The organism is Bacillus sp. SRB_8, from assembly GCF_003264205.1.
GTDB lineage: Bacteria > Bacillota > Bacilli > Bacillales > Bacillaceae_G > Bacillus_A > Bacillus_A mycoides.
The window spans coordinates 796,215-822,921 of sequence record NZ_NADT01000018.1 but is presented as its reverse complement, the minus strand read 5'-3'; the positions used below and the strand labels follow the sequence as shown (position 1 = coordinate 822,921).

Genomic DNA, 26,707 nt, shown 5'->3' with positions numbered 1-26,707 from the left:
GCTCCGAAAATACATGTTGGTGATGCTTCCTCTTTTTAGATAGGCTGATGATGTCGTAAATTGATATTTTGGGTAAAATCGTTGATATATTTTGACTTGTGATAGATACATTCGAAAAATCGTTGATATAATTTCATATACTGTTGTCCTGTTCCAAAATGTTTTGTGAAACAGCATCAAGTTGCATTTGATAAATAAAAAACCCTCGAATTATGGAAATCCCATAATTCGAGGGTTTTTTGATTACTATAAAAATGTTCTCTGTACTTTTTCCCAGAAAGAGTTGTTTTTTAATTTAACAGTTTTAATTTGTTTATCGCTTAAACGAACAACGGCTTTTTCCACTTGTTTAATGCTAAGTGCTTCGTTATCCATTCCGATAACAGGATAATCATTTCCATCTGGTTTAAGTGTTAAAGTTAACGTACGCTCGTGATTTAAAAGGAACGGTGACCCGAGTGTACGGTATGTGTTGTTATTTAAAGATGCTAGTTCGCTTACTTGGAAACATGGGATAAGTGGATCGACAACTGCACCATGTAATGATTTATTGTAAGCGGTACTTCCTGTTGGTGTGGAGATAACTAATCCATCACCTCTAAAGGTTTCGAAATGTAAATTGTCGACGTGTACATCTACGACAAATGTTTTAATGATACTAGAGCGTAATGTGAATTCATTTAAACAATGGAAAGATGTACCGTGATCTACATCTACTTTAATTGTTGGATATTTTCGCACTTCAATTTCGTTTTTTGTAATTTCTTGAAGGGCTGTATCAACGTGATCGATGTGGAAATCGCAGTAGAAAGAAATTTCATCTTTCGTAGAAATACCTGCGTATAAGCAATCTTCTCTAAAGCCGGTTTTACGAACGGCTTGTAAGAAAGTCCCATCATCTCCAACGCTGACGATAGCGTTTGCATTTTTTGGATGATCTAATATGGTAAATCCATTCTCCTCTAAAATACGATATACTGGTTTCATTTTTTCAACGAGCGTTACTTTGTCATCACCATAAAAGAAAAATAAATTGCGACGATTTGCCATTATGTATCCCTCCACTGCAGTTAAATTTTCTAGTCTTAGTGCTACATATCGTCAGAGTATGTTTCTGGATGATATGTTCAAATAGTATATTTCGATATAAATTGTCAAAATTCCTTTTTATTTTTAGAAAAATTTTTATATTCAATTTTATCAAAGTCTGTTTAATGATGAATAAACTTGTCGATAATGGGTATGGAGTGAAAGGATGGTACGAATGAAGTGGCTCGTAATTGGAATGATAATTCTTCTACTTTTTATTTTGCTTATACTATTATCGAAAATATCGCTTAAGGTGACGTTTTTATATTCAGAAATGGAAAAACATTGTTTGTTTCAAGTGAAAATATGGATGATTCGATATACGTTTGATGTATTGGAAAGAATTGAAAAACAGCAGAAGAAGACAGGACAAAAAATTAAAAAAGCTGAAGAGGACGGCGGAATAGATAATAAAATTATGGCACAACTCGATAGTATAGGGGAACTGATAAAAAAGCTTCAAGACGTTCATACTATTGTTAAAGATTTTCTCAAAAGAGTGAAAATCAATGGTTGGAAATGGCATACGCAAATTGGAGCAGGCGACGCGGCTAGTACTGGAATTGTCACTGGATATGCATGGGGGACAAAAGGAATGGCTGCTGGAGTTGTAGGACAATATATGCATATTGTCGACGTACCAGAATTTGAAATTACTCCTGTTTTTCAAGGAAAGGGATTTGCATCAAGATGCGAGTTAACAGCATCTTTTCGTATATTCCGTACTGTAAAAACAGCGATAAAATTACTCATGTTTATGAGAAAGCAAAAATCTGGTATGACAGAAAAATCTGTTCAAGCATAGGGGGGATATAGAATGGACCATCCAATTCAAGGTTTAATGACAACCGCAATGCAGCATTTAAAACAAATGACTGATGTAAATACAATTGTTGGTGACCCAATTAAAGCGGCAGATGGAAGTGTAATTCTTACAGTTTCGAAAGTCAGTTTTGGATTTGCTGCTGGTGGAAGTGAATTTGGTAAAGTAGAACATTCAGGCCGTCATCCATTTGGCGGGGGAAGTGGTGGAGGAGTTTCTATTAATCCTGTTGCCTTTCTTGTTATAAATGGAGAAGGTGTGAAAGTATTACACTTAGATAAGCAAACACACGTCATCGATAAAATAATTGAATTAGCGCCACAAGCTGTTGATAAAGTGAAAGAAATGATGGATAAACGAAAAGAAGATGATCCTGAATTTCAAATTTAACGAATAAAGAAGCTGATCAGTGGATTAGCTTCTTTAATTTTTTTGTAAATAAAGCGATTTTATTTGCATTATCGATAGGGACAAACTATCATTTACATTGTACATATTTTGTTTAAAATAAGGGAGGATTTTTAAGTGGCAAATGTAACTTTTAAAGGTAACCCAATGACTTTAGTTGGAACAGAAGTTAAAGTTGGCGATCAAGCGCCTAACTTCCAAGTATTAGCAAATGACTTATCTCCAGTAAGTTTAGAAACATACAAAGGTGAAGTGAAATTAATTAGTGTTGTACCTTCAATCGACACAGGTGTATGTGATGCACAAACTCGTCGTTTTAATGAAGATGCAGCAGGTATTGAAAACGCGAAAGTATTAACAATTAGCGCTGATTTACCATTCGCTCAAAAACGCTGGTGTGCAGCAAACGGTTTAGAAAATGTTGTAACACTTTCTGATCACCGTGACCTTTCATTCGGTGAAGCTTACGGCTTAGTAATGAAAGAACTTCGTTTACTTGCTCGTGCAGTATTCGTAGTAGATAGCAATGACAAAGTAGTTTACGCAGAATACGTAGGCGAAGGTACAAGCCATCCAAACTATGAAGCAGCATTAGAAGCAGCTAAATCTGCGAAGTAATGTAAATGAAGACGACCTCTCATTAAAGTTTTACTTTAGAAGAGGTCGTCTTTTCTCATGTATTGTTAACTGAACCAATACATGAGAAAAGACGTTACATCATAAACAACTTGAAGGGGAGCTCTTTGCAAGAGGTCGCTTTTTCTTTTGGGAAAAATTTAGATTATGGTATGATATAAGTTATGTGTAAAAGAGAGAAGGAGGAATGTACGTGAGTCAGGCAGTAGAAACATTATTTTCTATTTTTGATTCTTCTACGGTAGTTTTACGTAAAGAATTAGATGTAACATATTTAGAGGCGCTTGTAGAAACAGGTGATAACTTGTTTGAAGGAGCGATTTTACAAGAGGAATTATCCGAATCAACAATTGAAAGGTTGAATCGTGAATATAGTACGTTTAATGAAGAAACATATAAAGGGGAAGAAATTCGTAAAGCATTTCAGCTAGCCATTTTAAAAGGAATGAAAGAGGGCGTACAAGCGAATCACGAAATGACGCCAGATGCAGTTGGAATGTTCATGAGCTACTTATTCCATAAATTTATGCAAGGTCAAAAAGAAATTACTGTTTTAGACCCTGCAATTGGAACTGGTAACTTAATGACTACATTGTTTAATAGCGCCAAAGAAGAACTAACAATGAGTGGATTTGGTGTAGAAGTGGATGAGGTGTTAATTAAACTTGCTTTAGTAAATGCAAATTTACAAAAGCATGCAATCGAATTCTTCCACCAAGATGGACTAGCACCACTTTATATTGATCCAGTTGATGCAGTCGTTTCAGATTTACCAATTGGTTATTATCCAAATGAAATTGTTGCAAGTGAATATACATTAAAAGCAGATGAAGGAATGTCATATGCACATCACTTATTTATTGAACAAAGTGTGAAACATACGAAAGAAGGCGGGTATTTATTCTTCTTAGTACCAAACTTCATTTTTGAAAGTGATCAAGCGCCAAAGCTACATGCATTCATTAAAGAGACATGCTTTATTCAAGGATTATTACAGCTTCCTGTTTCCATGTTTAAAAACGAGAAAAATGCAAAAAGTATATTTGTTCTCCAAAAGAAAGGCCAAGGTGTAACAATGCCGAAACAGGCACTACTAGTGGAATTACCTAAATTCTCTAACATGAAGGCTATGGAGAACATTATGGATCAATTGAATACTTGGTTTGCAACACATAAATAATACGATATATATGTAACAGGGTTAGTAATTAATGTAGTACAGTTTTATAGGATATGTAATGTTTTTTAATATATACAAGATTTAACTGAATTTTTTTGAAATCTGTAATATATTTTTTTTCTTGGTGTTATAATTTTTTCACTTGAAATATATGTCGGACGATGTTTAAATTAAAATCGTGAGTATAAAATTTACTAATGATGAAACGTTTTCATAATGAGTGAATTTAATTAGATAAAATCGAGCGGTTTGTGGAATGATCCACACAACTACCAAGAGAAAAAGGGGCGAAAGACTAGATGTCAAAAATCATCGCGATTAACGCAGGAAGCTCTTCCTTAAAGTTCCAATTATTTGAAATGCCAAGTGAAACAGTATTAACAAAAGGTTTAGTAGAACGTATCGGTTTAGAAGATAGTATCTTCACTATTACTGTAGATGGCGAAAAACAAAAAGAAATTACAAACATCCCAGATCATGCAGTAGCAGTTAACATGCTTCTTAAGAAATTAACTGAAAACGGAATCGTAAAATCTCTTGATGAGATTGGCGGTATCGGTCACCGTGTTGTACACGGCGGCGAAAAATTTGCTGATTCTGTTTTAATTGATGCTGAAGTATTAGCTGATATCGAAGAATTAAGCGATTTAGCACCACTTCACAACCCAGCAAACCTTGTTGGTATTAAAGCATTCCAAGAAGTACTACCAAACGTACCAGCAGTAGCAGTATTTGATACAGCATTCCACCAAACAATGCCGGAATCTGCATTCCTATACAGCTTACCATATGAATACTATGAGAAATTTGGCATCCGTAAATACGGTTTCCACGGAACTTCTCATAAATACGTAACAGAGCGTGCGGCTGAATTATTAGGTCGTCCACTTGAAAGCTTAAGCCTACTTTCTTGTCACTTAGGTAACGGTGCAAGTATCGCAGCAGTAGAAGGTGGTAAGTCTATCGATACTTCTATGGGCTTCACTCCACTTGCTGGTGTAACAATGGGTACACGTTCTGGTAACATTGACCCTGCGTTAATTCCATACATCATGGAAAAAACAGGCCAAACTGTAGAAGAAGTAGTTAGCGTATTAAACAAGAAGAGTGGTATGTTAGGTCTTACTGGTTACTCTAGTGACCTACGTGACATCATTGCGAAAGAAGAAGAAGGCGACCACCGTGCGAAAGTAGCACTTGACGTGTTCGTGAGCCGTATCCATAAATACATCGGTTCTTACACAGCTCGTATGAAAGGCGTTGACGCTATCATCTTTACAGCTGGTGTAGGTGAAAACAGTGCAATTATTCGTGAGCGCGTATTAGAAGGCCTTGAGTACATGGGCGTATACTTCGACGTAAAACGCAATAACGTATTCGGTGAAGAAGCATTCATCAGCTTCCCACACTCTCCAGTAAAAATTATCGTAATTCCAACTGACGAAGAAGTTATGATTGCTCGTGACGTATTACGTCTTGGAGATATTGGTTAATATACTATATGAAAAAAAAGACGAGATCCTATAGGATCTCGTCTTTTTTCTTTTGGATATATTTCAAAATTTCATCCGGATATAGTAATTTTTCTTTTTGAATGAATGCAGTGAGGGAAATCCATTTTGCATATGACAGTGTTTGTTCATCTGATATATTCAGTATTTCCATTTCATATAGTGACATGTCTAATAAGCGTAAAGAATATAGCTGAATGATTTCATGACCAATTTCTCCATCTAGATGAAAGATGTTTTCTAAGCAGCCTAAATAATTGGTGATTTCCACTTCTGTGTGAAGCTCTTCTTGAAATTCGCGAATAACAGTATGTGCTGATTTTTCACCAAGTTCAATTGATCCGCCAAGAGGTCGGTAATATGTTTCATCGCCTGTATGATATTCTTGTACGAGAAGGCGACCGTGATGTATAGCGATGCCAAAAGCTTTTGCACGTGGATACATATATAATCACTCCTTATTTATTTTGTATAAGGATGATTATAAGGCAGGGTGTGATAAAAGGTGACGTGTATTTAAGCGTTTGGCCGAATTGTGATGCCATTAAATAAGTCATTCCAAAATGCTTCATTGTACTGGTATATATCCATCACTGGGCATTTTATAACACAAATATTTTGTAATCCCCAATCTTCTTGGGCGATAGTTGGTACATCTTCAGGAATGAGTAATAGGACAGAGAATGTATGTTTAACTATTTGAGATAAAATTTGTTCCAAGGAACGTGCTTCTTCGTATGTTCCTCCCGTTCGAATAAACAATGTGGATTCTGCCGTTTCGATTGTAGTTAGAAAACGATTAATTCGATGCTCATAGTTTAACTTAATTTCTGTATAAGAAGGCCAGGATGTTGGTGTGTTTACATCTGTTTTAAAGTCGTGACAGGAGTCGATTTCATATAGGTTGTCACGGAGTCTTAATTTCGCATCATCATCCCAAAATGAGATGAAGGATAAGTTTTCGAACTGTAAAAAACGGTCAAATCGATTTTGTAATAATAAATTCACTTTTTCTAATGAAGGGCTTAGCATAAAATCGATAACACCAAAAAATGGTGATAATTCGAATTGATATAAAGCCCAAGCAGGCCAGCAGTTTTGTCCTAAGCTGAATACTGCATTATATTCTTTTTTTATATTGGATAGATTCATGTGATTCATCTCATCCTTTTTGCTAATATTTTATGTCACTAAAAAATGGTATGTGAATAAAGATAGACAAGCATATTTGCAAAGAAGAAGCAGAAATATGTTACAATAGAAAAAAATCGAACGAGGTGGTTGTTACGATGCGATCGAAGCGAGAACAAGCCATTTTAGACAATATAAAAGAGTGGGAAGGGCAATTAGTAGAGCAAGAAGCGACCGATTTTCAAAAGATGTTTGATAAGTGGTTGCATACGACAATTGCGAAACTGCCTGAGAAAAAACGAAAAGACTTTTTTACGAAAGCAGATGGATGGCTCTTTCATTTGCATGCGCTTATTCAAAGTTCACAATCACAGCTAGATGCACGTAATCGTATTTTAGGAACGTCGAGATTATTTGATGAATCGATTGAGCAACTTGAAGATTTGAAGGCGTTATCTATTGATCAATTAACATACATAGCAGAGCAGCAAACAGCACGTCATCGTCTATATTCATTCGTACAAGGCGGAGCAACAGGTGCTGGTGGTTTATTATTATTAACGGCTGATTTTCCGGTTATGATTGCGTTAAATGTGAAGGCTGTCCAACTTGTTGCGACATCATTTGGGCATGATGTGAACAAGCCGTATGAAATGATGCTTGCGTTAAAGGTATTCCATGCAGCATTATTGCCGGCGAGACTTCAGCAATATGCATGGTACAATTTACTGAGAGAACTCGAACAAGAGGATTCATTCTTCTATGAAGGAGACGAAGCAGTATTAAAGCCAGCTTCTACTGAGGTTGTGTTAAAACAAATTTTGAAGACGTTTTCGATTTATGCTCTCCGTCGTAAAGTATTCCAAGGCATTCCTGTACTTGGAATGGCAATTGGCTCTACAGTGAACTATCGCTTAACGAGGAATGTTACTGAATTTGCAAATAAGTTTTATCAAGTACGCTACATATTAGAAAAAGAAAAGAGAGCATGAAAAAAAGCGAGAGGCCGAAGCCTTTCGCTTTTTAGTTTGTCGCATGTTTTTTGGATATTGGAATAGAAACGGGTTGCTTTGCTGCTTTCTTTTCTGTTTTTGGATAGTAAATTAAATCCAATGTTTTTGCCTGTACGGCAATCGAAAGAATAGTAAAAGCAATTTCTGTCCAATTTAAATAATATAATGAAAGCGCAAGAACAATCGCGTCAAAGACGAAGAAAATTTGCCCAATTGTAAACCGAGTTCGTTTACTTAATATAATTGTTAAAATATCGTCTCCACCGGTTGCACCGCCAAATCGCAATATAAAACCGAGTCCAATACCAGCTAACGCACCGCCAACTACTGCAGCTACAAATAAATTATTTGATAAATCTACCGTAAAAGGAGAATAATTTTCCATAAGGGAATAAAATACTCCAAATGAAAGTGAACCTAAGAATGAATAGCCAACCATTTTTCTACCTAAAAATGAAGCACATAGTAAAATAATAGGGATATCCATTACTACAGTTGAAATAGATGGTGAAATATCATAAAAATTTTGGATAAATAGTGCAATACCTACAAAGCCACCTTCTGTTAAGTGGTTTTGGAAGTGAATGTGATATAGCGCTGCTGCTAATATAAATGAACCGATTAAAACCATAAAAACTTCTTTAATAATTTGTCGACTTTGGATGTTCCTCATCGTTATTCCTTCTTTCCGCAGTTAGTAGTCCTTTTGGTGTTGTAAACTAACTACGAGCTCACATGTAGCTTTCAGTTAGTTTACGAAAAAAACTAACTACGCTATATGTCGCTGAAGAAATAACGAATAATCCTCTCGTCCATCAATTCTCCCTACCTTCGTTTTAGTTTAAGTCTTAAAGCGACTAAACAAAACGGGGAGTAGGATTCTTCATTTAGCAATCCTGCTCTTCTTTGTTTTGTTTAGCTAGTAACAATTAAGTCCTAAACAAAACGCTATGTGTAAGAAGAGTCTTTTTTTTGCCAAATTATCCTTCGGGCAATCATAATTTCCCCACTCTCGTATTTTTTTCGCTAGACTAAAGTATCTGAGCTGAAAAATACGCTACGTGTATGATTCGTCAATACGATGCCACATGCTCCTTCGAGCGATCATGATATCAAAATCCCTTCCTTCAAGATTTATATTATTATATCATACTTTCAAAAAATACATGCGGATGGAAACCGACAATAACCGGAGGGAATCTACAAAAAATGTTATGTTTAAATATTTTTGTAGAAAAGCCTAAGTGATTTTGCAGGATTGGGCAGTTTTTAGAAGTTTGTCCAATAAGTAAGAAAAGAAGGGTTTTTATTCAATTGTATTGTTCTCATCACTTTTATCTTTAAAAAATGCATCCCAGCTAATGATACTTAAAAAAGTTAAAGCGATAATAATGAAAGCTCGCATAAGTTTGAGACCTCCTTTTGTACATAGTATATGAATAATTTGTTTCGGAATGTGTCATTTTTTTACAAGCTCTAACTATTATGAGAGTATATTAATATAGATAGATGAGGGGGAGAATGGAGATATGCTAAAAGACATGTTTAAAAGAAAAGAATTAAAATGTGTTTCATGTCAGAAAAAGATTCAATATGAAGAAGAGCTAGTTGCTTTTGTAAAGTTGCCGAAAGAAAGAAGTATATTAGTAGGCCCGTTTGATGTATGTTTAGCAAAAACGGCGCAAGAAATATATTGCAAAGCTTGTTACGACAAAAAAGCATGACCCAAATTAATTGAGGGGCATGCTTTTTTCATTGGTGTGCTTTTCCCTCAGATACGTTTTGGGTTAGACGATACCAAAGCCAAAGATCGTTAATAATTGAAGCAAGATCGGCAATTTCTGAATTTAGCTTGCAAGAAATTCCAAAGTCTTCTTCGTTATTTAAGTGGTGTTGTTTAGCGTTAATATGGTGCTCAAGTTCCTTTATGCGATCAGGTATTTTTCCGCGAACTTGCTCCCATTTTAATAAAATAGAATGCTGCGCTTGTTCAGAGATGTCTTCCCATTTTTCTTGTATGTTCGGTACTTCAATTCCTAGATGTTCATTGTATATAAAATACTTTTTCATGGACACCCCTCCATTTTCCTTCCTCTATTTTACATAAAAAAAGAAAGAAGTTCGACGAAATTGTTTGAAAAAATTTTATAAATTCCCCTTGATTCATTTTATGAAAGGTGATAAAGTTTGGATTATTATAAGAAAATATGAATATTTATTCTTTAGGGGGATGCAAAATGGAGAAGAAAAAAGTTGTATTAGCATATTCCGGAGGTCTTGATACTTCCGTTGCAATTAAATGGTTACAAGAGAAAAATTATGATATTATCGCGCTTTGCTTAGATCTAGGGGAAGGTAAAGACTTAGCGTTTGTAAAAGAAAAAGCACTTTCAGTAGGTGCAATTAAATCATATATGATTGATGTTCAAGAAGAATATGCGAATGAATATGCATTGATAGCGATGCAAGCTCACACGTTATACGAAGGGAAATATCCTCTTGTCTCTGCATTATCTCGTCCGCTTATTGCAAAAAAATTAGTAGAAATTGCAGAGCAGGAAGGCGCAAGTGCAGTTGCACATGGATGTACAGGAAAAGGGAATGACCAAGTTCGTTTTGAAGTTTCTATTCAAGCGTTGAATCCATATTTAGAAGTTATTGCGCCCGTACGTGAATGGAAATGGTCACGTGAAGAAGAAATTGCATATGCAAAAGAAAATGATATACCGATTCCAATTAATTTAGATAGCCCGTTTTCAATCGATCAAAACTTATGGGGACGCAGCAACGAATGTGGAATTTTAGAAGATCCATGGGCAGCGCCGCCAGAAGACGCATACGAGATGACGTTGGCATTAGAAGATACACCGAATAAACCAGAGTTTGTAGAAATCGGATTTGAAGCAGGGGTACCGACGACTTTAAACGGCACTGCATACCCACTCTCAGAACTAATTAAAACGTTAAATGCACTTGCTGGAAAACATGGCGTGGGACGTATCGACCATGTAGAAAATCGCCTTGTCGGTATTAAATCTCGTGAAGTATATGAATGCCCAGCAGCAATGACATTAATAACAGCGCATAAAGAACTTGAAGATTTAACACTTGTGAAAGAGGTCGCTCATTTCAAACCGATGATTGAGCAAAAACTAACAGAATTAATTTATAACGGTTTATGGTTCTCACCTTTAAAACAAGCGCTCAATGCTTTCTTACAAGAAACGCAAAAAAATGTAACAGGTACAGTACGTGTGAAATTATTTAAAGGTCATGCGATTGTAGAAGGGCGTAAATCTGAGTACTCTTTATACGATGAAAAATTAGCAACGTATACTGCCCAGGATGAATTTAATCATGATGCAGCAGTTGGATTCATTTCATTATTCGGTTTACCTACGAAAGTATACAGCCAAGTGAATCAAAAGAAGGTGGAAGCGTGAGCAAACTTTGGGGCGGACGTTTTACAGAAGAAGCGGAAGCGTGGGTTGAAGAGTTTGGAGCATCCATCTCCTTTGATCAACAATTAGTAAATCAAGATATAAAAGGGAGTATCGCACACGTAACGATGTTAGCAAAGCAAGGCATTGTTACGAAAGAAGAAGCAGAGAAAATAAAGATAGGGCTTCAATATTTACTAGAGGAAGCGAAAGAAAATAAATTGAATTTCTCAGTTGAGGCTGAGGACATTCATTTAAACATTGAAAAGATGTTAATTGAAAGAATCGGTGAAGTAGGAGGGAAACTTCATACAGGCCGAAGCCGTAACGATCAAGTAGCGACAGATATGCATTTGTATTTAAAAGAAAAAGTAGAAGATATTATAAAAGCTACAAAACAATTGCAAACTGTTCTTGTTCATCAAGCGGAAAATAACATTGAAACAATTATGCCCGGCTATACGCACTTGCAACGTGCACAGCCGATTTCATTTGCGCATCATATTCTTGCTTACTTTTGGATGTTAGAGCGCGATGTGAATCGTTATGAAGATTCGTTAAAGCGTATTAACATTTCACCATTAGGAGCAGGAGCACTAGCTGGTACAACATTCCCGATTGACCGAGAATATAGTGCGGAGCTTCTTGGATTTAATGGAATCTATGAAAATAGTTTAGATGCGGTAAGTGATCGTGATTTCATACTGGAGTTTTTAAGTAACTCATCTATGCTTATGATGCACTTATCACGCTTTTGCGAAGAACTTATTTTATGGAGTAGTCAAGAATTTCAATTTATTGAAATGAGCGATCAATACGCAACAGGAAGCAGTATTATGCCGCAGAAGAAAAATCCGGATATGGCGGAACTTATTCGTGGTAAAACTGGCAGAGTATACGGTAATTTATTCAGTTTACTTACAGTAATGAAAGGATTGCCGCTCGCTTACAATAAAGACTTACAAGAAGATAAAGAAGGAATGTTTGATACAGTGAAAACAGTAGAAGGATGCCTTCATATTATGGCAGGCATGCTTGAAACGATGACTGTAAACAAAGAAAAAATGGGGCAAGCTGTGACGCAAGACTTCTCTAACGCAACAGAAATTGCCGACTATTTAGCAAGCAAGGGACTGCCGTTCCGTCAAGCTCATGAAATTGTCGGGAAACTAGTTCTTCATTGTACGCAAAAAGGAATCTATTTATTAGATGTACCACTTGAAACGTATAAAGAAATGAGTCCGTTATTTGAAGAAGATTTATATGAAGTTCTTTCACCTTATGCAGCTGTAAAGCGCCGTAACAGTGCTGGCGGGACAGGATTTGAGCAGATTGAAAAGGCTTTGGAGAAGGCGAAGGGGTTAACTAAAGAAGTTATTAGGAATTGAGTTGGAAAGTACGCCAGTCTGTGAAAGTCTGGCGTACTTTCTTTTTTACTAGTGTGTAAGTTATAGTATAGTGAAAAAACACAATTTAGGGGAAATTTATGAAAAAAATAGTATTTATCATTTTACTGTTAATTAGCTTAATTGCAAACGTGAAAGTATTTCTTTTGGACAAATATATGTTTGTTGGTGAACAAGAAAAGCGAGAAGAAGCGATTATCGCAACGATGTGGCACTTGCAAGAGAAAGGATATAAAGAAAGTGATATTTCATACATAAAACCGGCCTTTTATAGTAAAATCGGTTCTTACGGTATGAATGTACAGTTTAAAGATGAACCAAATGAATCGTATACATATAGAGTTTCGAAAGATGCTAAAATAAATAAAATAACTGTACACCAAGATAGCAATGAGCCAGGTGGTATGGGTGGGAAGCATCAAGAGCTTAAATAGATATAGGAGACTGCTGATAAGTAATATGAGCAGTCTTTTATATTTTTAGAAGGGAGTCGAGCATTTTATAGTTGTTCTTCATAATGCTAAAATGATGCTTCTCATGAATCGCTAATAGTTGGATAGATTGAATAAGGTTAGGATAGTGAGCAATTGGATCTAAAAATACGATATGTCCTGCAATATCTTCTTCTATATTTTGAACTAGTTTTTTTATTTCATCTGTTTCACGTGAAAGTAATTCTTCTAATTCGTTTACATTCATAGAGTAATAGACTTTTTTTGAAGGGATTAAAATCCAAGGAGCTTTCATTCCTTTACCGTGTTTTTCTTTATATTCGGCATAAATGTCATGCATGTCAGTTGCAAATGGGGCGTTTTTTCTTAGTTTGGCATAAGGGATAAGAGTGAAAGAGAATTTAATCGCTACTTTTAGCATCCTTGCAATTAAATATAAGTGATAAAAGTGTTCACCAATAGACCATTTTCCGTCCTCTTTTCTATGCCATAGTTGTTCTTGTGAAAGTGAATGAAGCTCAGGAAGGAACTGGTTTCTTTGCACATGTAATGTGTGAAAATGTTTTGAGATATTTTCAGATTTCATATTCTGGTATCCTCTGCGTTTTTTCCTAATTATAACATTTTTCGTATAGATGTAATTAAGCCTAGAACAATATGTTCTAGGCTTAAAGCTTCATTGATTAATCATACTTGTGGCGATCTTCTGTAATTCGAATGTATTCAATATCCATTAAATCTCTAAGTAATGCACCGTGACTTAGTTCAACACCATGTTTTTCTTTAAAATGCTCGCGAATCATATCTAACATTTCGATTTCTTTCCCATTCACATCTAAAATAATGCGTTCATAATCATCCATGTAGCATCCTCCTTTTCTAAACACATATATTTTGTCCGTCTATTTCTAAAAAATGTATGTTAACCTAATGTTAGGAAATGAGAAAGGAATGGAAGATGAGACGTATTTATCCCGCATTAACGGGCAGTAAGACCCCCACCTCAAAATTCAGCGAAAGCAAAGAAGTTAGGTGGGGGATCAACTGCCCGTAAAAGCCCGATTGGTTCAACTAATAATCAGTGGGGGATGAACAAAACCCCACTGATTAAAGTTTCACTTTATTTTGTAGGGTTAATTTTGTACACGCTAATTGTATTACACGTTGCATTCCCAGAAGTATTTTCATTTGAGAATGTAACAACAATGCATATAGCAATCTTTATCTTTACTTTATTTGTAGTAGATTGCTGTATTTCTGTATGGCTTTCTAGAAAAAAGAAAGTACAAGAAGTAAAAGATAAAAAAGAAATAGAACGGAAAAAGAGAAAACGTTCATTTTGGATGATGACGTATTGTTTTTCTTTAGTGATTGCTGCTGCATTTTTTAGTGAGCATATTCCACTAGAAAGATTGGATATTGAATTTTGGGCAATTATATTTACATGTTATTTTTTCATGCACTTTCTTCCTTATATGAAAGAAAAGCGAGAGAACAAGAGAGTAAGAGAATAGAAGAAGACATAAAGAAACTTGGAGAACACAAGTGGTATTTAAAATCTAAAATCATATATGTTCTTTGTTTTATTACGCCGCCAATTGGTTATTTGTATGTTTTTTTACTTCGCAAAAAAATGACAGAAGATGCAAAACAAACGTACTTAACGGTTGCGACGTTAATGATGGCGTTATGGTCTTTGAAGTTCCTTCCGCCTTATGTGTTTGCAGTTGTCATTGTTGTTCTAGCTTGTCTCGTATTTGTAGTGAAATATGTGAAATGAAAAACACCAAGCCCATGTGGACTTGGTGTTTTTTTATTATAAATTAAAGATCACCTTGCTCCTCGTCACCACGAACAACAAGGACATCGCATTTCGCATAGCGAATAATATGTTCAGAGACGCTACCAATTAGGAAACGTTCTACAGCATTTAAACCAGTTGCACCACACATAATTAAATCCACTTTATGGTTTGGAGCGATTTCTTTTGAAATTTTAGATTTAGGATTACCAAATTCTAATACAGTTTCCACTTTTTCAAGACCAGCTTCAAGCGCAGTTTTTTTGTAGTCTTCTAATAAGTCTTCTGCAAATAGATTTGCACGTTCAGCAATTGCGCGGCTATAAGCCTCTACTGCTGAGTATGCTTTTACATCAACGATATGAGCAATTGTTAATGTTGCGTTGTTTCGTTTTGCAACTTGAATTGCTTTTTTAAAGGCTTTTTCTGCTTCTTTAGAACCGTCCACCGCAATTAAAATATTTGTATATGTATTATTCATAGTAAATTCCTCCCAATCATTTTTATTACCGTTTACAACTTTATTATAAAACAAATTTTGGTAATGTGCTTGTTGGAAACGTTACAGAATTTTGAAAACTTTGCCTTAATTCATTTTAGTTGTAATTGAAGCGAGAACTTGTTACATATGGAGTATAGCAATTTAAAAGGAGGCATGTTTGTGAGACACGCGCTCATTACAGCCGGTACGAAAGGTTTAGGAAAGCAAGTAACAGAAAAGTTATTGGCTAAAGGATATTCAGTAACAGTAACATATCATAGCGATACAAGTGCTATGGAAACAATGAAAGAAACATATAAAAATATGGAAGAACGTCTACAGTTCGTGCAAGCTGATGTCACGAAAAAGGAAGATTTACATAAAATAGTAGAAGAAGCGATGAGCCGTTTTGGCAAAATTGACTTCTTAATTAATAATGCTGGTCCTTACGTATTTGAAAGGAAAAAATTAGTCGATTACGAAGAAGACGAATGGAATGAAATGATCCAGGGTAATTTAACAGCGGTGTTTCATTTATTAAAACTTGTCGTACCGATTATGAGAAACCAGCAATTTGGCCGTATTATTAACTATGGATTTCAAGGGGCAGATAGCGCGCCTGGATGGATTTATCGTTCAGCCTTTGCAGCTGCGAAAGTCGGACTTGTTTCTTTAACGAAAACAGTCGCATACGAAGAAGCTGAATACGGTATTACTGCGAATATGGTATGTCCTGGTGATATAATTGGTGAAATGAAAGAGGCAACGATTGAAGAAGCACGAAATCTGAAAGGTAGTAACACACCAATTGGTAGATCTGGAACAGGGGAAGATATCGCAAGAACCATTTCGTTTTTATGTGAGGACGATTCTGATATGATTACTGGCACGATTATTGAAGTAACAGGCGCTGTTGATGTTATTCATAGACATCGATAGAATTAAATAAAGTGAAGTTTCGAATAATTGGACAGTTTATCCTTTATACTGAGAGGTACGGATAATACTGTCCTTTCATGTAAGATTAAATCTATCGGAAAACTTGTATTATTTTTTTGTCAAATATTGAGATATTATGTTAGAATATAAGAGTATAGAAAGCGCTTTAAAAAATGATTCAGGGGTCATTTCATAACTCAAGGGGGAACTAATAATGCGTATCGGTATTCCAACAGAAATTAAAAACAATGAAAACCGCGTGGCAATGACGCCAGCGGGAGCTGTACATTTAGTACAAAATGGTCATGAAGTTTTTGTTCAAAAAGGATCAGGTGTAGGATCAGGCTTTACAGATGAAGAATACGTACAAGCTGGTGCGAAACTTGTTGAAACTGCTGAAGAAGCATGGAATCAAGATATGGTTATGAAGGTAAAAGAGCCAGTTGAAAGTGAATACGGTTATTTCCGCGAAGGTTTAATTTTATTCACATACTTACACTTAGCTCCAGAGCCAGAATTAACGAAAGCATTAATTGATAACAAAGTGGTATCAATTGCATACGAAACAGTACAATTAGACAATCGTTCTTTACCATTACTTGCACCTATGAGTGAAGTAGCTGGTCGTATGTCTGCGCAAATCGGTGCACAGTTCCTTGAGAAAAACAAAGGTGGTAAAGGTATTTTACTTGCAGGTGTTCCAGGGGTGAAACGCGGTAAAGTAACAATTATCGGCGGTGGTCAAGCTGGTACAAACGCAGCGAAAATTGCAGTAGGTTTAGGTGCAGATGTAACAATCATCGACTTAAGTGCAGAACGTCTTCGTCAATTAGATGACATTTTTGGAAACCAAGTAAAAACGTTAATGTCTAACCCATACAACATTGCAGAAGCTGTAAGAGAATCTGATCTTGTAATCGGTGCAGTATTAATCCCAGGTGCAAAAGCGCCAAAACTTGTAACAGAAGAAATGATTCAATCAATGGAACCAGGTTCTGTCGTTGTAGATATCGCGATTGACCAAGGTGGTATTTTCGAAACAACTGACCGTATTACAACTCACGACAACCCAACTTATGAGAAACATGGTGTTGTTCATTATGCAGTTGCAAATATGCCAGGTGCGGTTCCACGTACATCAACTCTTGCATTAACAAACGTAACAGTACCATATGCAGTACAAATTGCTAACAAAGGCTACAAAGAAGCTTGCCTAGGCAACACTGCATTATTAAAAGGTATTAACACATTAGATGGCTACGTAACATTCGAAGCAGTTGCAGAAGCGCACAGCTTACAATATGCAGATGCAAAAGAGCTTCTTGAAAAAGCTCCTGCTTTATCATAATAGAGATACATTTGAGACCTTCCTTTATGAGGAGGGTCTTTTTTTATAAAATAAATTGTAAAAAATTGTCGTGTATCACTATTAATAAGTGGTAATTGTGATAATTTAGAATTATATATTTTTTTGGGAGGGAGGGATTAGATTGGGAAGAAAAAGTAAGCGGAGGAAGCACAAAAAACAAAGAGGAGTAATAAGGAGTAAACATGAGTTAGTAGTTACGAAAAAGAGACCTAGGTCTAAAATTGAAAGTGGTTTAATAGATGCTGCGAATGTTATGTATTTTATTGTCATGGGTATTATTTTTATTAACTTAATTAAGTTACCAGTTTCAAATTTATCTTTACATGTATTTGTACTTATTATTTTTTTTATGATAGCTATTTTAGTACATGTTTTAGTGTTTGGAACATTACTATCAACTAATAAGAATGGTGGAGAAAAAGTACAAAAAAAGAAAAGAAATTCGTCTTATTATGCAAGCTCATCAAGTGGATTCGGTGACTACAGTAGCAACGATTGTAGCAGCTCAAGTGATGGTGGAGGAGATTGCGGAGGTGGTGGAGACTAAGTTAGTTTTTCAGAAGAACGACTAATGAAAGGATGAGACAAAAGGTGGAAACTGCAAATTTATTAGAATTAACAAAGGACATTCAAGAACAACATAAAAACTTCGTCGTTTCAAATGTAAATAATCATTGTTTACGAATCGCCGTATTTACTGGTGAATATGATTGGCACTATCATTCTAATTCGGATGAATTATTTATTGTGCTAGAGGGAGAACTACTTATCGATTTTGAAGATGGAGAGACGGCGGTTTTAAAGCCAAATGATTCTATCTTAATTCCAGCATGCACGATCCATAGAACGAGAGCATTCAAGAGAACGGTAAATCTTTGTTTTGAAAATATAGAGGCGGATACGATTAAAGTGGAGCAATTATGAAAAAATTATCTGTAGCCCAGTATAGAAAAATCCTTCCGATTTTAGAAGGTCATACAAGGACAACAACCTTTGCTCATGCGGTATGTGATCAAATGATAGATGGTGAAGTTTTTGCAAACGAGAAGTTAACAGCAGGACTAATTCGTACAGCTAATGGTATCTATTATTTATTTGGTGATACGGATGATCAAAATTATAACGAATATTTATTTGCATATTTAAAAATGGCTATTCAAAAAACAGAGAAGAGATTTACATTGTTCACTTCGAGTGACGAGTGGGAAATGATGTTAGAAGAGCGTTTTAGTAATGCATTTCGGAACATCCCACGAATGACATTTCAATTTCAAAGAGAAGTTTTTGAAGATAGAAAAATAGAATTAAACAAAAATACATATGAAATTAAACGTATTGATAAAAGTGATATAGAACGAAGTAATGAATTTACAGAGGATTATTATAAAGAATATTGGGGATCAAAAGAAGTGTTTTTAAATAACGGCTTTGGTTTTTGTATAGAACAAGATGGGATGATTGTAGCCGAATGCGTCTCAATATTTAGAGGGAATGGTTTTGCTGAAATTGATATTGCAACACATGAAGCACATCAAGGGAAAGGGTTAGCTCAAGCTGTCGCAACACGTTTCATTGAACAGTGTATACAAAATCATATTACACCATGCTGGGATTGTAATGTAGATAATATTCCCTCGCAAAAATTAGCTAGTAAATTAAGCTTCCATAATCCAGTAGAATATGTTTTGTTTGTCCGCAAGAAATGGGGGAATAAAAGATGAACGTAGAATTAACAAGATTCAAAGTCAAGCCAGGTAAAAGTCATCGCGTAGATGAATGGATGCAGCTTCTTAATGATAATATGAAAGAAGTGCTTTTGACATTAAACGACGAAAAGATGTATGTAGAGACAATTTTCCGGGAAATAAGAGATGGAGAAGAGTACTTATATTGGTATTCTGTGCAAGGAGAAGGCGGGGCTCTTGTCGAAAATTCTCATCATGCAATTGATAAAAAGCACTTAGCGTTTTGGTATGAATGTATTGATGAAGAAGCACTGGCTGTCGATCTGAAGACGGAAGTCGTTATGATTCAAGATGTTGTGAAAGAAGCGATGAAATAATAGAGTAGTATTTTGTAAAGATAAACCATCCTCTTTTTTGGTGAAATATATATTATTGGAGATGCTGTAAGATGCGAATTAGTCATAAATATATCACTCTCGATGAAATAGAGATAATCAGAGACTCATTAGATAAATTGCATGAATATCATAACAGTAAATCAAAATATTTTTCTGGTGATTATCCAAGAATGACATTTGAGGAACGTATTGAAGATTATAAAAAAAATTCAAAGTACGGAGAATATAGAATTGAACTATTGATTGAGTTAGAAACAGATAATATATTAGGCTTTTGTATAGCGTATAGTAAAAGCGTAAGTGGGAAGATTGAAGTTTTATTTGTTGATGAAAAATATCGAAGAAACGGATTCGGTTTGAAATTAATGAATAGTGCAGTGGAATGGTTTAAAGAAAAGCAAGTAGATGACATTGAATTAATAGTAGTGTACGGAAATGAAGCTGTATCGTTTTATCAAAAGCTGGGATTTTATCCACGTTCAATTATTATGACAACTAAATCATAAAGATATTATGAGAATATATCTTTTAAATGAGTGGAAGTTTTTATTTCGAAAAAATTGATTTGTATGTTAAAAAATTAAAATATATGTGCTTTTTATTATGAAAATTTTTTTGGATTTGAAGGGAGTTATGCAAAAGTAACAGAAGGTGTGAAAAATGATTTAACAATAAACTCAAAAGAGTTTCTGTACCAAATGAAGTCTTTAGCAAAAAATAGTGAAGGTATACCAAGTGATTATTTTGAACAATATTATAAAGAAATAAAAAACACGAAACCAAAAGACATACCAATATAGGGAGTAGTCGTAACTGGAAAAACAGAGGATTTACAAGGTTTACAAGGAGCGCTATATATTAAAGCGGCTGTTAGAGGTGTAACAGTGGAGAAATATTAATTACAGTTAATTAATGTGAATAATCAGAAAATTTATGTTATAATATGGGAAAAGGAGGTTTATATGAGGCAAATACATGGAGCAATTTATATTTACATAACAATGTTTTTCGTGGCGATATCCTATGGATTAGGGCACGTGTATTCGCATCCTATACTAACTTTTTTAAGCGGAGCATGTATGGCGTTTGCGCTTCTTGTCCACCTTTTCTCAGTTTGGATCGTGAAATTTCAAATAAATATTAGTGAGATAGAAGAAGGCACTTTTTAAAGGGCCTTCTTTAATAAAAAGGTAGCGATCACGCTACCTTTTTTATTATTTCACAAATTGTAATTCTTTCGGGAATTTCGTTAAGATTTCTGATCCGTCTTTTGTGATGTAAATATCATCTTCAATACGAACGCCGCCTACGTTTGGTACGTAAATACCTGGCTCGATTGTGAAGACCATACCTTCTTTTAATAGAGACTCATTGCCTTCTTTTACATCTGGATATTCGTGTACGCTAATTCCAAGTCCGTGACCAAGGCGGTGAGGGAAGAAGTCTCCATAACCTGCATCTGTGATAACAGAGCGAGCGGCGTTGTCAATTGCACCAAATGTAACGCCTGGTTTACATGCTTCAACTGCTTGTAGTTGTCCAGCAAGTACAGTGTTGTAAATGCGAGTTTGTTCTTCAGAAAGTTCACCGAATGCTACTGTACGTGTAATGTCAGAGCAATAACCTTCAATGATTACACCTAAATCAAATAGTACGAAATCGCCGCGTTTCATTTTGTTTGCACCTGAAATACCGTGTGGAAGAGCAGAGTTTGCGCCTGCTAATACCATCGTATCGAATGACATTTTATGGATGCCTTTTGTTTTTAATTCATGCTCAATAATTGCTAATACTTCTAGCTCACTACGATTTTCTTTAATTGCATTTACACCAACTTCAACAGCATAATCTGCCATTTTAGCCGCTTCACGCAAAATAGAAAGTTCTTTTTCGTCTTTAATTAAGCGAAGTTCGCGAACTTTCTCTTCAGCTGATTTGAAAGCTGCATTTGGGAATAACTTTGTTAATTCTTCGTAACGTTCTACGTTTAAATGTTCTTTTTCAATTGCAACTGCATTTGCATCAATACCACGATCTTTAATTGCTTTTGCAATCATATCCCATGGTCTGTCCGTATCAGTAAATCCGATAATCTCATGTGCCCAGCCAGCGTTACGTGCTTGGCCTTCTTCCATTTTAGGACAAATTAAAATAGGCTCTTTTTCTTGGAATACAAACATACCAAGTAGTCTTTCATGTGGTTCACAGTGGAAGTTTGTCATGTAGAAGACGTTCGGTGTAGAAGTTAAGAACGCAGCTTCTACGTTTTTTTCTTTTAGCCATTGCATTAAATTTTCTAATCTAGCATTCATCGATTGGCACCCCCGAGATATTTAATTACAAATATAACTTTACATCGGAGGAAAGCGTTATGACAAGTAAATCGATGTTAGAAAAGACAGGGAATTGAGAAATCATGTAGAATAAAAAGTGAGAATGTGAATAGGGGAGGAATGTAATGATGAAAGTATCGTATCACGGGCATTCAGTTGTAAAGATTGAAACGAATGGAAAAGTTATTTTAATTGACCCATTTTTAACGGGAAATCCGAAAACAGATTTAAAGGCTGAAGATGTAAAAGTTGATGCGATTATTTTATCGCACGGACACGGTGATCATGTTGGGGATACAGTAGCGTTAGCAAAGAACAATAATGCGGTCGTTGTGGCACCGTTTGAATTAGCGACATTTTTAGGGTGGCAAGGTGTAAATACACATCCAATGCATATTGGTGGTTCACATGAATTTGACTTTGGAAAGGTGAAATTTACTCAAGCATTCCACGGCTCTAGTTATATTGATGAAGAAAATAAGACGATTACATATACAGGTATGCCAGCTGGTATTTTGTTTACAGCAGAGGAGAAAACGGTATATCATGCAGGAGATACTGCTTTATTCTCTGATATGAAGTTAATTGGAGAACTGAATAATATTGATTTAGCATTTTTACCAATTGGCGATAATTTCACAATGGGGCCAGAAGATGCTGTGTTAGCAGCAAAATGGATAGAGGCGAAAACAGTTGTACCGATGCATTACAATACGTTCCCAGTTATTGAACAAGATCCATATCAATTTGTAGGAAAGCTACAAAATTGTACAGGGAAAGTATTAGAAGCTGGAGAAAGTATTACACTATAAAAAAGAAACCCTTCATTTGAAATGACAAGTGAAGGGTTTTTTATGTGTGTAGTACAGTTTTTAAAGCCTGTATTTGTTTAGCTGATTCTTCTCGTTTTGTACGTGGCTGTTCGGGTGTTTCATTCAACCCCATTGCAACTTTTTTTCCATCTACGAAAGCTAAAAATACAGCACCTACAACCTCTAAAAATTTTTTCATAATGTATTCGCTCCTTTGTTTCATTTCTTGTCTTAATTGTATATTGAAGCGTCTGGACAAACTATCGAACGAGATGACAATACCATTACATTGTTGTAATAGAATGACTGGTGGAATGTAAGGGGTATTTTGTTATAAAAAAAATGGTACAGGCATATAAAGAGAGAGTGTAACAGTTTTGAAAATATAGTATACTGAAAATACAACACATGAAGAATTTAGGGAAAAGAAAGTATGGTGAAACCATTTGGCTACCAAACATAATCAAATTTTAGAACATATTAATAGCCTGCCGGTAGGGCATAAAATTTCTGTGAGGCAAATTGCGAAAGATTTGAGTGTAAGTGAAGGGACAGCTTACCGTGCAATTAAAGACGCAGAAAATAAAGGGTATGTTAGTACAATTGAACGTGTCGGAACAATTCGAATTGAACAAAAGAAGAAAGAGAATATCGAAAAACTGACATATGCAGAAGTCGTTAACATTGTCGATGGTCAAGTACTTGGAGGCAGAGAAGGACTACATAAAACATTAAATAAATTCGTAATCGGGGCTATGAAATTAGAAGCGATGATGCGCTATACAGAAGCAGGGAACTTACTTATTATCGGTAACCGTACGAACGCACATCAATTAGCATTAGAAACAGGGGCTGCTGTATTAATTACAGGTGGATTTGATACAGAAGAGCATGTGAAAAAGTTAGCAGATGAATTGAAATTGCCAATTATTTCGAGTAGTTATGATACATTTACGGTCGCAACGTTAATTAACCGTGCAATTTATGATCAACTTATTAAGAAAGAAATTGTACTAGTTGAAGATATTTTAACACCAATTGAAGAAACACTATATTTAAAGCCTAGTGACATAGTGCAGAAATGGCATGAGTACAATGAAGAGACGATGCATGGACGTTATCCAATTGTGGATGAAAATAAAAAGGTGTTAGGTATCGTAACTTCGAAAGATATGATTGGTGTTGCGAAAGAAACACCGATTGATAAAGTTATGACGAAACACCCTATTACGGTAAACGGAAAAATGTCTGTCGCAGCTGCAGCACGTATGATGGTGTGGGAAGGTATTGAATTACTTCCTGTTGTGGAGGATGGAAATAAATTGCAAGGTATCATTAGTCGTCAAGATGTACTTCAGGCCTTGCAGATGATTCAGCGTCAACCACAAGTTGGTGAAACGATTGATGACATTGTAACGAATCAATTTATGACGCCGAAAGAAGCAAAAAATGAGCATTTATATCAATTTTCAGTGACACCACAAATGACGAATTCAATCGGGACGTTATCTTACGGTGTATTCACAACAATTGTGACAGAAGCAACAAACCGCGTCATTCGTGCGCAGAAGAAGAGCGATTCAATTGTTGAGAACTTAACAATTTATTTCGTAAAACCGGTTCAAATTGATAATGTTGTATCGGTTCATCCGAAAGTATTAGAAATTGGCCGTAAATTTGGTAAGGTTGATGTAGAAGTACATCATGAAGGTAATGTTGTCGGGAAAGCATTACTTATGGTGCAGTTAATCGATAAATAAAAAGGTGGAACAAATCGCTTTGGTTTGTTCCATCTTTTTTGTTTTATTGGGTTTTGAAGCTGTTGCTAAAGATGTGGAGGAGTTTTAGCTGGAAATATATATATAAGGAGAGATGATTGTATAATTAGAAAAAACAGAATATTAATCCATTTAGAGTGTATACTATGATATAATTAGATTGTAAGATAATGGATGTTGGAAGGGGGATGCAATATGTCATCAGAAGTACTCTTTTTTGCTGGTATCGCACTATTTTACTTTCTTGTGATGATACCAATTCAATATTTATATTTACAAGGATTGCATGAAAAAAAGAAAAGAACAGGATTATCTCAGCAAGAATTATACAAACAGATGTCTTTTGAAGAAGAACAATTACATTTTCACGTGCAAGGTAATCTCTTTAATATCCCATCTGCGTTTGTTGCATATATGATTTTGAAAGTTAAGGGACGTAAAAAAGCATCACAATATTGATGCTTTTTTTACGTTGTTTTATAAGATTCGGCTTCTTTGACTGCTAATGGTAGAAAGTGTTTATATTGGCGGAATCCATTAAATGTACTCGCGCTGCCAAGTAACATAAACAAAACACCAACGATAATACGGGCAGTTGAAAGTTCTAAAAAGAATTGGTTTATCCCAAAGAATAGGACGAATAAGCCGAGTGCCATTGCGGATTTTCCTGAGAGCCAACCTTTCTCCATTGGACGGTTTGTACGAAAGAATTTTGTTTTGTAGAAGAGGTACAACACAAATGAGATGATAATACAAAAGACGAATACTGGCATAATACACGCTCCCATCGATTGGTATAAAAATAACAATTTAGAAAAAAGAAAAATCTAAACTTTCTAACTTTTATTATAAAGCAATTGTTCGCATGTATGAAATGTTTTCCGTTATAATGGGGGATAAAGTGAAACTTTAATTAGTGTGGGGAGATCCCACGTACTAATTATTAGCCCTCACCAATCGGGCTTTTACGTGCATCCAGGCTCCAAATTAATTTTGCCTCATTGTTTTTAATACTTTTGAGGTGGGAGTCTTACTACACGTTAATGCGGGATAAAATGAAGAAGTTGAATAAAAAGGAGATTATACATATGCATGAGCAAATTTTAGGAGCAATTAAAGAGTTTGATACAATTATTATTCATCGTCATGTACGTCCGGATCCAGATGCGTTAGGTTCTCAGTGCGGACTTGGTACAATTCTGCAAGAATCGTTTCCAGAGAAAAATATTTATATGGTTGGGTACAACGAGCCTTCTTTATCATTTTTACGAGTAATGGATGATATTGAAGATAGTGTATATGAAGATGCACTTGTTATCGTTTGTGATACAGCAAATCAAGAGCGTGTTTGTGATCAGCGTTATGCAAAAGGAAAGATGTTAATTAAAATTGATCATCATCCGAATGAAGACCCGTACGGAGATATTACATGGGTGGATACGACAGCAAGTTCTACAAGTGAAATGATTTATGAATTTTACAGTTATGGAAAAGATAAAGGATTAACGATTTCAAAGGAAGCAGCTCGCCTTATTTTAGCGGGTATTGTTGGAGATACAGGTCGTTTCTTATTCCCAAATACAACAGCGAAAACACTTCGTTACGTAAGTGAGCTCGTTGACATGGATGTAAAATTCACAGATTTATACAATGAAATGTATAAGACGAAAGAAAAAATTGCTCGTTTGAACGGTTATATTTTACAAAACTTTACGATGGTAGAAGAAGGTGCAGCGTACATTAAATTAACGAAAGAGGTACTAGAAGAGTTTGATGTACTTTCTACTGAAGCATCTGGTGTTGTCGGAGCACTTGGTAATATTGATGGATTAAAGGCATGGGTTCTATTTTTAGAGGAAGATGATGTTATTCGTGTTCGTCTTCGTTCAAAAGGACCAGTTATTAATAAATTAGCAATGCAATATAATGGCGGAGGACATCCGATGGCTTCTGGTGCAAAAGCATCTTCTTGGGAAGAAGCAGATCGCCTGTTTGCTGATTTACGTGAGCTGTGTAGATAAA

The 26,707-nt window shown here is 35.4% G+C and carries 33 protein-coding genes and 2 pseudogenes; 24 read left to right on the top strand and 11 right to left on the bottom strand.

Annotated elements, in window-relative coordinates:
• Window positions 1-246: 246 nt before the first annotated feature.
• Window positions 247-1,050, bottom strand: a complete 804-nt coding sequence (locus B5P40_RS14390; protein ID WP_002015552.1) for an NAD kinase — start codon at window positions 1,048-1,050, stop codon at window positions 247-249.
• A gap of 205 nt (window positions 1,051-1,255) precedes the next feature.
• On the opposite strand from B5P40_RS14390, the gene B5P40_RS14385 reads away from it, so the two are divergent.
• The 5 genes from B5P40_RS14385 to ackA all read left to right on the top strand — a co-directional run bounded on the left by B5P40_RS14385 (window position 1,256) and on the right by ackA (window position 5,629).
• Window positions 1,256-1,894, top strand: a complete 639-nt coding sequence (locus B5P40_RS14385; protein WP_113709347.1) for a DUF2953 domain-containing protein — start codon at window positions 1,256-1,258, stop codon at window positions 1,892-1,894.
• Window positions 1,895-1,906: 12 nt separating this feature from the next.
• Entirely contained in the window at window positions 1,907-2,302 is a 396-nt protein-coding gene (gene ytfJ / locus B5P40_RS14380; RefSeq protein WP_000350005.1) for a GerW family sporulation protein, read from the top strand.
• Window positions 2,303-2,437: 135 nt separating this feature from the next.
• The gene (gene tpx / locus B5P40_RS14375) at window positions 2,438-2,938 is read left to right on the top strand and encodes a thiol peroxidase (RefSeq protein ID WP_002015549.1); all 501 of its coding nucleotides are present in this window, start codon (window positions 2,438-2,440) and stop codon (window positions 2,936-2,938) included.
• A gap of 211 nt (window positions 2,939-3,149) precedes the next feature.
• Entirely contained in the window at window positions 3,150-4,136 is a 987-nt protein-coding gene (locus B5P40_RS14370) for a class I SAM-dependent methyltransferase (RefSeq protein ID WP_002088985.1), read from the top strand.
• Between the two features lie 299 nt (window positions 4,137-4,435).
• Window positions 4,436-5,629: an acetate kinase gene (ackA, locus tag B5P40_RS14365; protein ID WP_002129402.1), complete on the top strand. Its 1,194-nt coding sequence runs from the start codon at window positions 4,436-4,438 to the stop codon at window positions 5,627-5,629.
• Between the two features lie 28 nt (window positions 5,630-5,657).
• On the opposite strand, the gene B5P40_RS14360 is transcribed toward ackA, so the two are convergent.
• On the bottom strand, window positions 5,658-6,092 hold the full coding sequence (locus tag B5P40_RS14360) for an NUDIX hydrolase (RefSeq protein WP_002190878.1): 435 nt from the start codon (window positions 6,090-6,092) through the stop codon (window positions 5,658-5,660).
• A gap of 71 nt (window positions 6,093-6,163) precedes the next feature.
• A complete protein-coding gene (locus B5P40_RS14355; protein WP_002129398.1) occupies window positions 6,164-6,799 on the bottom strand; it encodes a DUF1796 family putative cysteine peptidase in 636 nt (211 codons plus the stop codon).
• Between the two features lie 137 nt (window positions 6,800-6,936).
• On the opposite strand from B5P40_RS14355, the gene B5P40_RS14350 reads away from it, so the two are divergent.
• Window positions 6,937-7,770 (top strand): EcsC family protein, encoded by an 834-nt coding sequence (locus B5P40_RS14350; RefSeq protein WP_002129397.1) that lies wholly within the window; start codon window positions 6,937-6,939, stop codon window positions 7,768-7,770.
• A 31-nt stretch (window positions 7,771-7,801) separates the two neighbouring features.
• Here the strand turns inward: B5P40_RS14350 and B5P40_RS14345 are convergent, their stop codons facing one another.
• A complete protein-coding gene (locus B5P40_RS14345; protein ID WP_002015542.1) occupies window positions 7,802-8,464 on the bottom strand; it encodes a YitT family protein in 663 nt (220 codons plus the stop codon).
• Window positions 8,465-9,320: 856 nt separating this feature from the next.
• Here B5P40_RS14345 and B5P40_RS14340 point away from each other — a divergent pair.
• Window positions 9,321-9,515, top strand: coding sequence for a hypothetical protein (locus B5P40_RS14340; RefSeq protein ID WP_002034321.1), 195 nt, complete (start codon window positions 9,321-9,323; stop codon window positions 9,513-9,515).
• A 28-nt stretch (window positions 9,516-9,543) separates the two neighbouring features.
• Here the strand turns inward: B5P40_RS14340 and B5P40_RS14335 are convergent, their stop codons facing one another.
• Complete coding sequence (locus B5P40_RS14335) at window positions 9,544-9,861, bottom strand: hypothetical protein (RefSeq protein WP_002129395.1); 318 nt, start codon at window positions 9,859-9,861, stop codon at window positions 9,544-9,546.
• Between the two features lie 167 nt (window positions 9,862-10,028).
• Here B5P40_RS14335 and B5P40_RS14330 point away from each other — a divergent pair, with 167 nt between their 5' ends.
• The 3 genes from B5P40_RS14330 to B5P40_RS14320 all read left to right on the top strand — a co-directional run bounded on the left by B5P40_RS14330 (window position 10,029) and on the right by B5P40_RS14320 (window position 13,071).
• Window positions 10,029-11,234: an argininosuccinate synthase gene (locus tag B5P40_RS14330; protein WP_002088976.1), complete on the top strand. Its 1,206-nt coding sequence runs from the start codon at window positions 10,029-10,031 to the stop codon at window positions 11,232-11,234.
• Entirely contained in the window at window positions 11,231-12,619 is a 1,389-nt protein-coding gene (argH, locus tag B5P40_RS14325; RefSeq protein WP_002190877.1) for an argininosuccinate lyase, read from the top strand. Before B5P40_RS14330 ends, argH begins: the two co-directional genes overlap by 4 nt.
• A 98-nt stretch (window positions 12,620-12,717) precedes the next feature.
• Complete coding sequence (locus B5P40_RS14320) at window positions 12,718-13,071, top strand: DUF3139 domain-containing protein (RefSeq protein ID WP_113709346.1); 354 nt, start codon at window positions 12,718-12,720, stop codon at window positions 13,069-13,071.
• Window positions 13,072-13,108: 37 nt separating this feature from the next.
• Here the strand turns inward: B5P40_RS14320 and B5P40_RS14315 are convergent, their stop codons facing one another.
• Complete coding sequence (locus B5P40_RS14315) at window positions 13,109-13,675, bottom strand: DinB family protein (protein WP_002138616.1); 567 nt, start codon at window positions 13,673-13,675, stop codon at window positions 13,109-13,111.
• 97 nt (window positions 13,676-13,772) lie between these two features.
• Window positions 13,773-13,952, bottom strand: a complete 180-nt coding sequence (locus tag B5P40_RS14310; protein ID WP_002129390.1) for a hypothetical protein — start codon at window positions 13,950-13,952, stop codon at window positions 13,773-13,775.
• Window positions 13,953-14,177: 225 nt separating this feature from the next.
• Here B5P40_RS14310 and B5P40_RS14305 point away from each other — a divergent pair.
• A pseudogene (locus B5P40_RS14305) lies at window positions 14,178-14,869 on the top strand (hypothetical protein).
• Between the two features lie 43 nt (window positions 14,870-14,912).
• On the opposite strand, the gene B5P40_RS14300 reads toward B5P40_RS14305, so the two are convergent.
• Window positions 14,913-15,371, bottom strand: coding sequence for a universal stress protein (locus B5P40_RS14300; RefSeq protein WP_001066676.1), 459 nt, complete (start codon window positions 15,369-15,371; stop codon window positions 14,913-14,915).
• Window positions 15,372-15,518: 147 nt separating this feature from the next.
• On the opposite strand from B5P40_RS14300, the gene B5P40_RS14295 reads away from it, so the two are divergent.
• The 9 genes and pseudogenes from B5P40_RS14295 to B5P40_RS14255 all read left to right on the top strand — a co-directional run bounded on the left by B5P40_RS14295 (window position 15,519) and on the right by B5P40_RS14255 (window position 20,931).
• A complete protein-coding gene (locus B5P40_RS14295) occupies window positions 15,519-16,310 on the top strand; it encodes an SDR family oxidoreductase (protein ID WP_002034312.1) in 792 nt (263 codons plus the stop codon).
• A 214-nt stretch (window positions 16,311-16,524) separates the two neighbouring features.
• Complete coding sequence (ald, locus tag B5P40_RS14290) at window positions 16,525-17,658, top strand: alanine dehydrogenase (RefSeq protein ID WP_002015529.1); 1,134 nt, start codon at window positions 16,525-16,527, stop codon at window positions 17,656-17,658.
• A 142-nt stretch (window positions 17,659-17,800) separates the two neighbouring features.
• Complete coding sequence (locus B5P40_RS14285) at window positions 17,801-18,226, top strand: hypothetical protein (RefSeq protein ID WP_002190867.1); 426 nt, start codon at window positions 17,801-17,803, stop codon at window positions 18,224-18,226.
• A 44-nt stretch (window positions 18,227-18,270) separates the two neighbouring features.
• Window positions 18,271-18,603 (top strand): cupin domain-containing protein, encoded by a 333-nt coding sequence (locus tag B5P40_RS14280; protein ID WP_002190866.1) that lies wholly within the window; start codon window positions 18,271-18,273, stop codon window positions 18,601-18,603.
• On the top strand, window positions 18,600-19,400 hold the full coding sequence (locus B5P40_RS14275; RefSeq protein WP_002190865.1) for a GNAT family N-acetyltransferase: 801 nt from the start codon (window positions 18,600-18,602) through the stop codon (window positions 19,398-19,400). The genes B5P40_RS14280 and B5P40_RS14275 overlap by 4 nt, the downstream gene beginning before the upstream one ends.
• On the top strand, window positions 19,397-19,741 hold the full coding sequence (locus B5P40_RS14270) for a DUF6176 family protein (protein ID WP_002190864.1): 345 nt from the start codon (window positions 19,397-19,399) through the stop codon (window positions 19,739-19,741). The genes B5P40_RS14275 and B5P40_RS14270 overlap by 4 nt, the downstream gene beginning before the upstream one ends.
• 71 nt (window positions 19,742-19,812) lie before the next feature.
• On the top strand, window positions 19,813-20,268 hold the full coding sequence (locus B5P40_RS14265) for a GNAT family N-acetyltransferase (RefSeq protein ID WP_002190862.1): 456 nt from the start codon (window positions 19,813-19,815) through the stop codon (window positions 20,266-20,268).
• A gap of 102 nt (window positions 20,269-20,370) precedes the next feature.
• A pseudogene (locus B5P40_RS14260) lies at window positions 20,371-20,661 on the top strand (anti sigma factor C-terminal domain-containing protein); the annotation flags it as partial.
• A 63-nt stretch (window positions 20,662-20,724) separates the two neighbouring features.
• Window positions 20,725-20,931 carry a hypothetical protein gene (locus B5P40_RS14255; RefSeq protein ID WP_002088956.1) on the top strand — a complete coding sequence of 69 codons (207 nt, stop codon included), beginning with the start codon at window positions 20,725-20,727 and terminating at the stop codon, window positions 20,929-20,931.
• A gap of 45 nt (window positions 20,932-20,976) precedes the next feature.
• On the opposite strand, the gene pepQ is transcribed toward B5P40_RS14255, so the two are convergent.
• Complete coding sequence (gene pepQ, locus B5P40_RS14250; RefSeq protein WP_113709345.1) at window positions 20,977-22,074, bottom strand: Xaa-Pro dipeptidase; 1,098 nt, start codon at window positions 22,072-22,074, stop codon at window positions 20,977-20,979.
• Between the two features lie 149 nt (window positions 22,075-22,223).
• Here pepQ and B5P40_RS14245 point away from each other — a divergent pair, with 149 nt between their 5' ends.
• Complete coding sequence (locus B5P40_RS14245) at window positions 22,224-22,907, top strand: metal-dependent hydrolase (protein ID WP_002088954.1); 684 nt, start codon at window positions 22,224-22,226, stop codon at window positions 22,905-22,907.
• Between the two features lie 40 nt (window positions 22,908-22,947).
• Here the strand turns inward: B5P40_RS14245 and B5P40_RS32780 are convergent, their stop codons facing one another.
• Entirely contained in the window at window positions 22,948-23,106 is a 159-nt protein-coding gene (locus tag B5P40_RS32780) for a hypothetical protein (protein ID WP_002190858.1), read from the bottom strand.
• 247 nt (window positions 23,107-23,353) lie between these two features.
• On the opposite strand from B5P40_RS32780, the gene B5P40_RS14240 reads away from it, so the two are divergent.
• Window positions 23,354-24,667 (top strand): DRTGG domain-containing protein, encoded by a 1,314-nt coding sequence (locus B5P40_RS14240; protein WP_002034295.1) that lies wholly within the window; start codon window positions 23,354-23,356, stop codon window positions 24,665-24,667.
• Between the two features lie 213 nt (window positions 24,668-24,880).
• Window positions 24,881-25,144, top strand: a complete 264-nt coding sequence (locus B5P40_RS14235) for a DUF3949 domain-containing protein (protein ID WP_002190856.1) — start codon at window positions 24,881-24,883, stop codon at window positions 25,142-25,144.
• Between the two features lie 8 nt (window positions 25,145-25,152).
• On the opposite strand, the gene B5P40_RS14230 is transcribed toward B5P40_RS14235, so the two are convergent.
• Window positions 25,153-25,458: a YtpI family protein gene (locus tag B5P40_RS14230; protein ID WP_002129367.1), complete on the bottom strand. Its 306-nt coding sequence runs from the start codon at window positions 25,456-25,458 to the stop codon at window positions 25,153-25,155.
• Window positions 25,459-25,773: 315 nt separating this feature from the next.
• On the opposite strand from B5P40_RS14230, the gene B5P40_RS14220 reads away from it, so the two are divergent.
• Window positions 25,774-26,706, top strand: a complete 933-nt coding sequence (locus tag B5P40_RS14220) for a DHH family phosphoesterase (protein WP_002167586.1) — start codon at window positions 25,774-25,776, stop codon at window positions 26,704-26,706.
• Window position 26,707 lies beyond the last annotated feature (1 nt).

What these genes read in the sequence shown, in the direction of transcription:
- B5P40_RS14390 (WP_002015552.1), bottom strand. Translation starts at nt 1,050, where the DNA reads ATGGCAAATCGTCGCAATTTATTTTTCTTTTATGGTGATGACAAAGTA.
- B5P40_RS14385 (WP_113709347.1), top strand. Translation starts at nt 1,256, where the DNA reads ATGGTACGAATGAAGTGGCTCGTAATTGGAATGATAATTCTTCTACTT.
- ytfJ (WP_000350005.1), top strand. Translation starts at nt 1,907, where the DNA reads ATGGACCATCCAATTCAAGGTTTAATGACAACCGCAATGCAGCATTTA.
- ackA (WP_002129402.1), top strand. Translation starts at nt 4,436, where the DNA reads ATGTCAAAAATCATCGCGATTAACGCAGGAAGCTCTTCCTTAAAGTTC.
- B5P40_RS14360 (WP_002190878.1), bottom strand. Translation starts at nt 6,092, where the DNA reads ATGTATCCACGTGCAAAAGCTTTTGGCATCGCTATACATCACGGTCGC.
- B5P40_RS14355 (WP_002129398.1), bottom strand. Translation starts at nt 6,799, where the DNA reads ATGAATCTATCCAATATAAAAAAAGAATATAATGCAGTATTCAGCTTA.
- B5P40_RS14350 (WP_002129397.1), top strand. Translation starts at nt 6,937, where the DNA reads ATGCGATCGAAGCGAGAACAAGCCATTTTAGACAATATAAAAGAGTGG.
- B5P40_RS14345 (WP_002015542.1), bottom strand. Translation starts at nt 8,464, where the DNA reads ATGAGGAACATCCAAAGTCGACAAATTATTAAAGAAGTTTTTATGGTT.
- B5P40_RS14340 (WP_002034321.1), top strand. Translation starts at nt 9,321, where the DNA reads ATGCTAAAAGACATGTTTAAAAGAAAAGAATTAAAATGTGTTTCATGT.
- B5P40_RS14335 (WP_002129395.1), bottom strand. Translation starts at nt 9,861, where the DNA reads ATGAAAAAGTATTTTATATACAATGAACATCTAGGAATTGAAGTACCG.
- B5P40_RS14330 (WP_002088976.1), top strand. Translation starts at nt 10,029, where the DNA reads ATGGAGAAGAAAAAAGTTGTATTAGCATATTCCGGAGGTCTTGATACT.
- B5P40_RS14320 (WP_113709346.1), top strand. Translation starts at nt 12,718, where the DNA reads ATGAAAAAAATAGTATTTATCATTTTACTGTTAATTAGCTTAATTGCA.
- B5P40_RS14315 (WP_002138616.1), bottom strand. Translation starts at nt 13,675, where the DNA reads ATGAAATCTGAAAATATCTCAAAACATTTTCACACATTACATGTGCAA.
- B5P40_RS14310 (WP_002129390.1), bottom strand. Translation starts at nt 13,952, where the DNA reads ATGGATGATTATGAACGCATTATTTTAGATGTGAATGGGAAAGAAATC.
- B5P40_RS14300 (WP_001066676.1), bottom strand. Translation starts at nt 15,371, where the DNA reads ATGAATAATACATATACAAATATTTTAATTGCGGTGGACGGTTCTAAA.
- B5P40_RS14295 (WP_002034312.1), top strand. Translation starts at nt 15,519, where the DNA reads ATGGAGTATAGCAATTTAAAAGGAGGCATGTTTGTGAGACACGCGCTC.
- ald (WP_002015529.1), top strand. Translation starts at nt 16,525, where the DNA reads ATGCGTATCGGTATTCCAACAGAAATTAAAAACAATGAAAACCGCGTG.
- B5P40_RS14275 (WP_002190865.1), top strand. Translation starts at nt 18,600, where the DNA reads ATGAAAAAATTATCTGTAGCCCAGTATAGAAAAATCCTTCCGATTTTA.
- B5P40_RS14270 (WP_002190864.1), top strand. Translation starts at nt 19,397, where the DNA reads ATGAACGTAGAATTAACAAGATTCAAAGTCAAGCCAGGTAAAAGTCAT.
- B5P40_RS14265 (WP_002190862.1), top strand. Translation starts at nt 19,813, where the DNA reads ATGCGAATTAGTCATAAATATATCACTCTCGATGAAATAGAGATAATC.
- B5P40_RS14255 (WP_002088956.1), top strand. Translation starts at nt 20,725, where the DNA reads ATGAGGCAAATACATGGAGCAATTTATATTTACATAACAATGTTTTTC.
- pepQ (WP_113709345.1), bottom strand. Translation starts at nt 22,074, where the DNA reads ATGAATGCTAGATTAGAAAATTTAATGCAATGGCTAAAAGAAAAAAAC.
- B5P40_RS14245 (WP_002088954.1), top strand. Translation starts at nt 22,224, where the DNA reads ATGAAAGTATCGTATCACGGGCATTCAGTTGTAAAGATTGAAACGAAT.
- B5P40_RS32780 (WP_002190858.1), bottom strand. Translation starts at nt 23,106, where the DNA reads ATGAAAAAATTTTTAGAGGTTGTAGGTGCTGTATTTTTAGCTTTCGTA.
- B5P40_RS14235 (WP_002190856.1), top strand. Translation starts at nt 24,881, where the DNA reads ATGTCATCAGAAGTACTCTTTTTTGCTGGTATCGCACTATTTTACTTT.
- B5P40_RS14230 (WP_002129367.1), bottom strand. Translation starts at nt 25,458, where the DNA reads ATGCCAGTATTCGTCTTTTGTATTATCATCTCATTTGTGTTGTACCTC.
- B5P40_RS14220 (WP_002167586.1), top strand. Translation starts at nt 25,774, where the DNA reads ATGCATGAGCAAATTTTAGGAGCAATTAAAGAGTTTGATACAATTATT.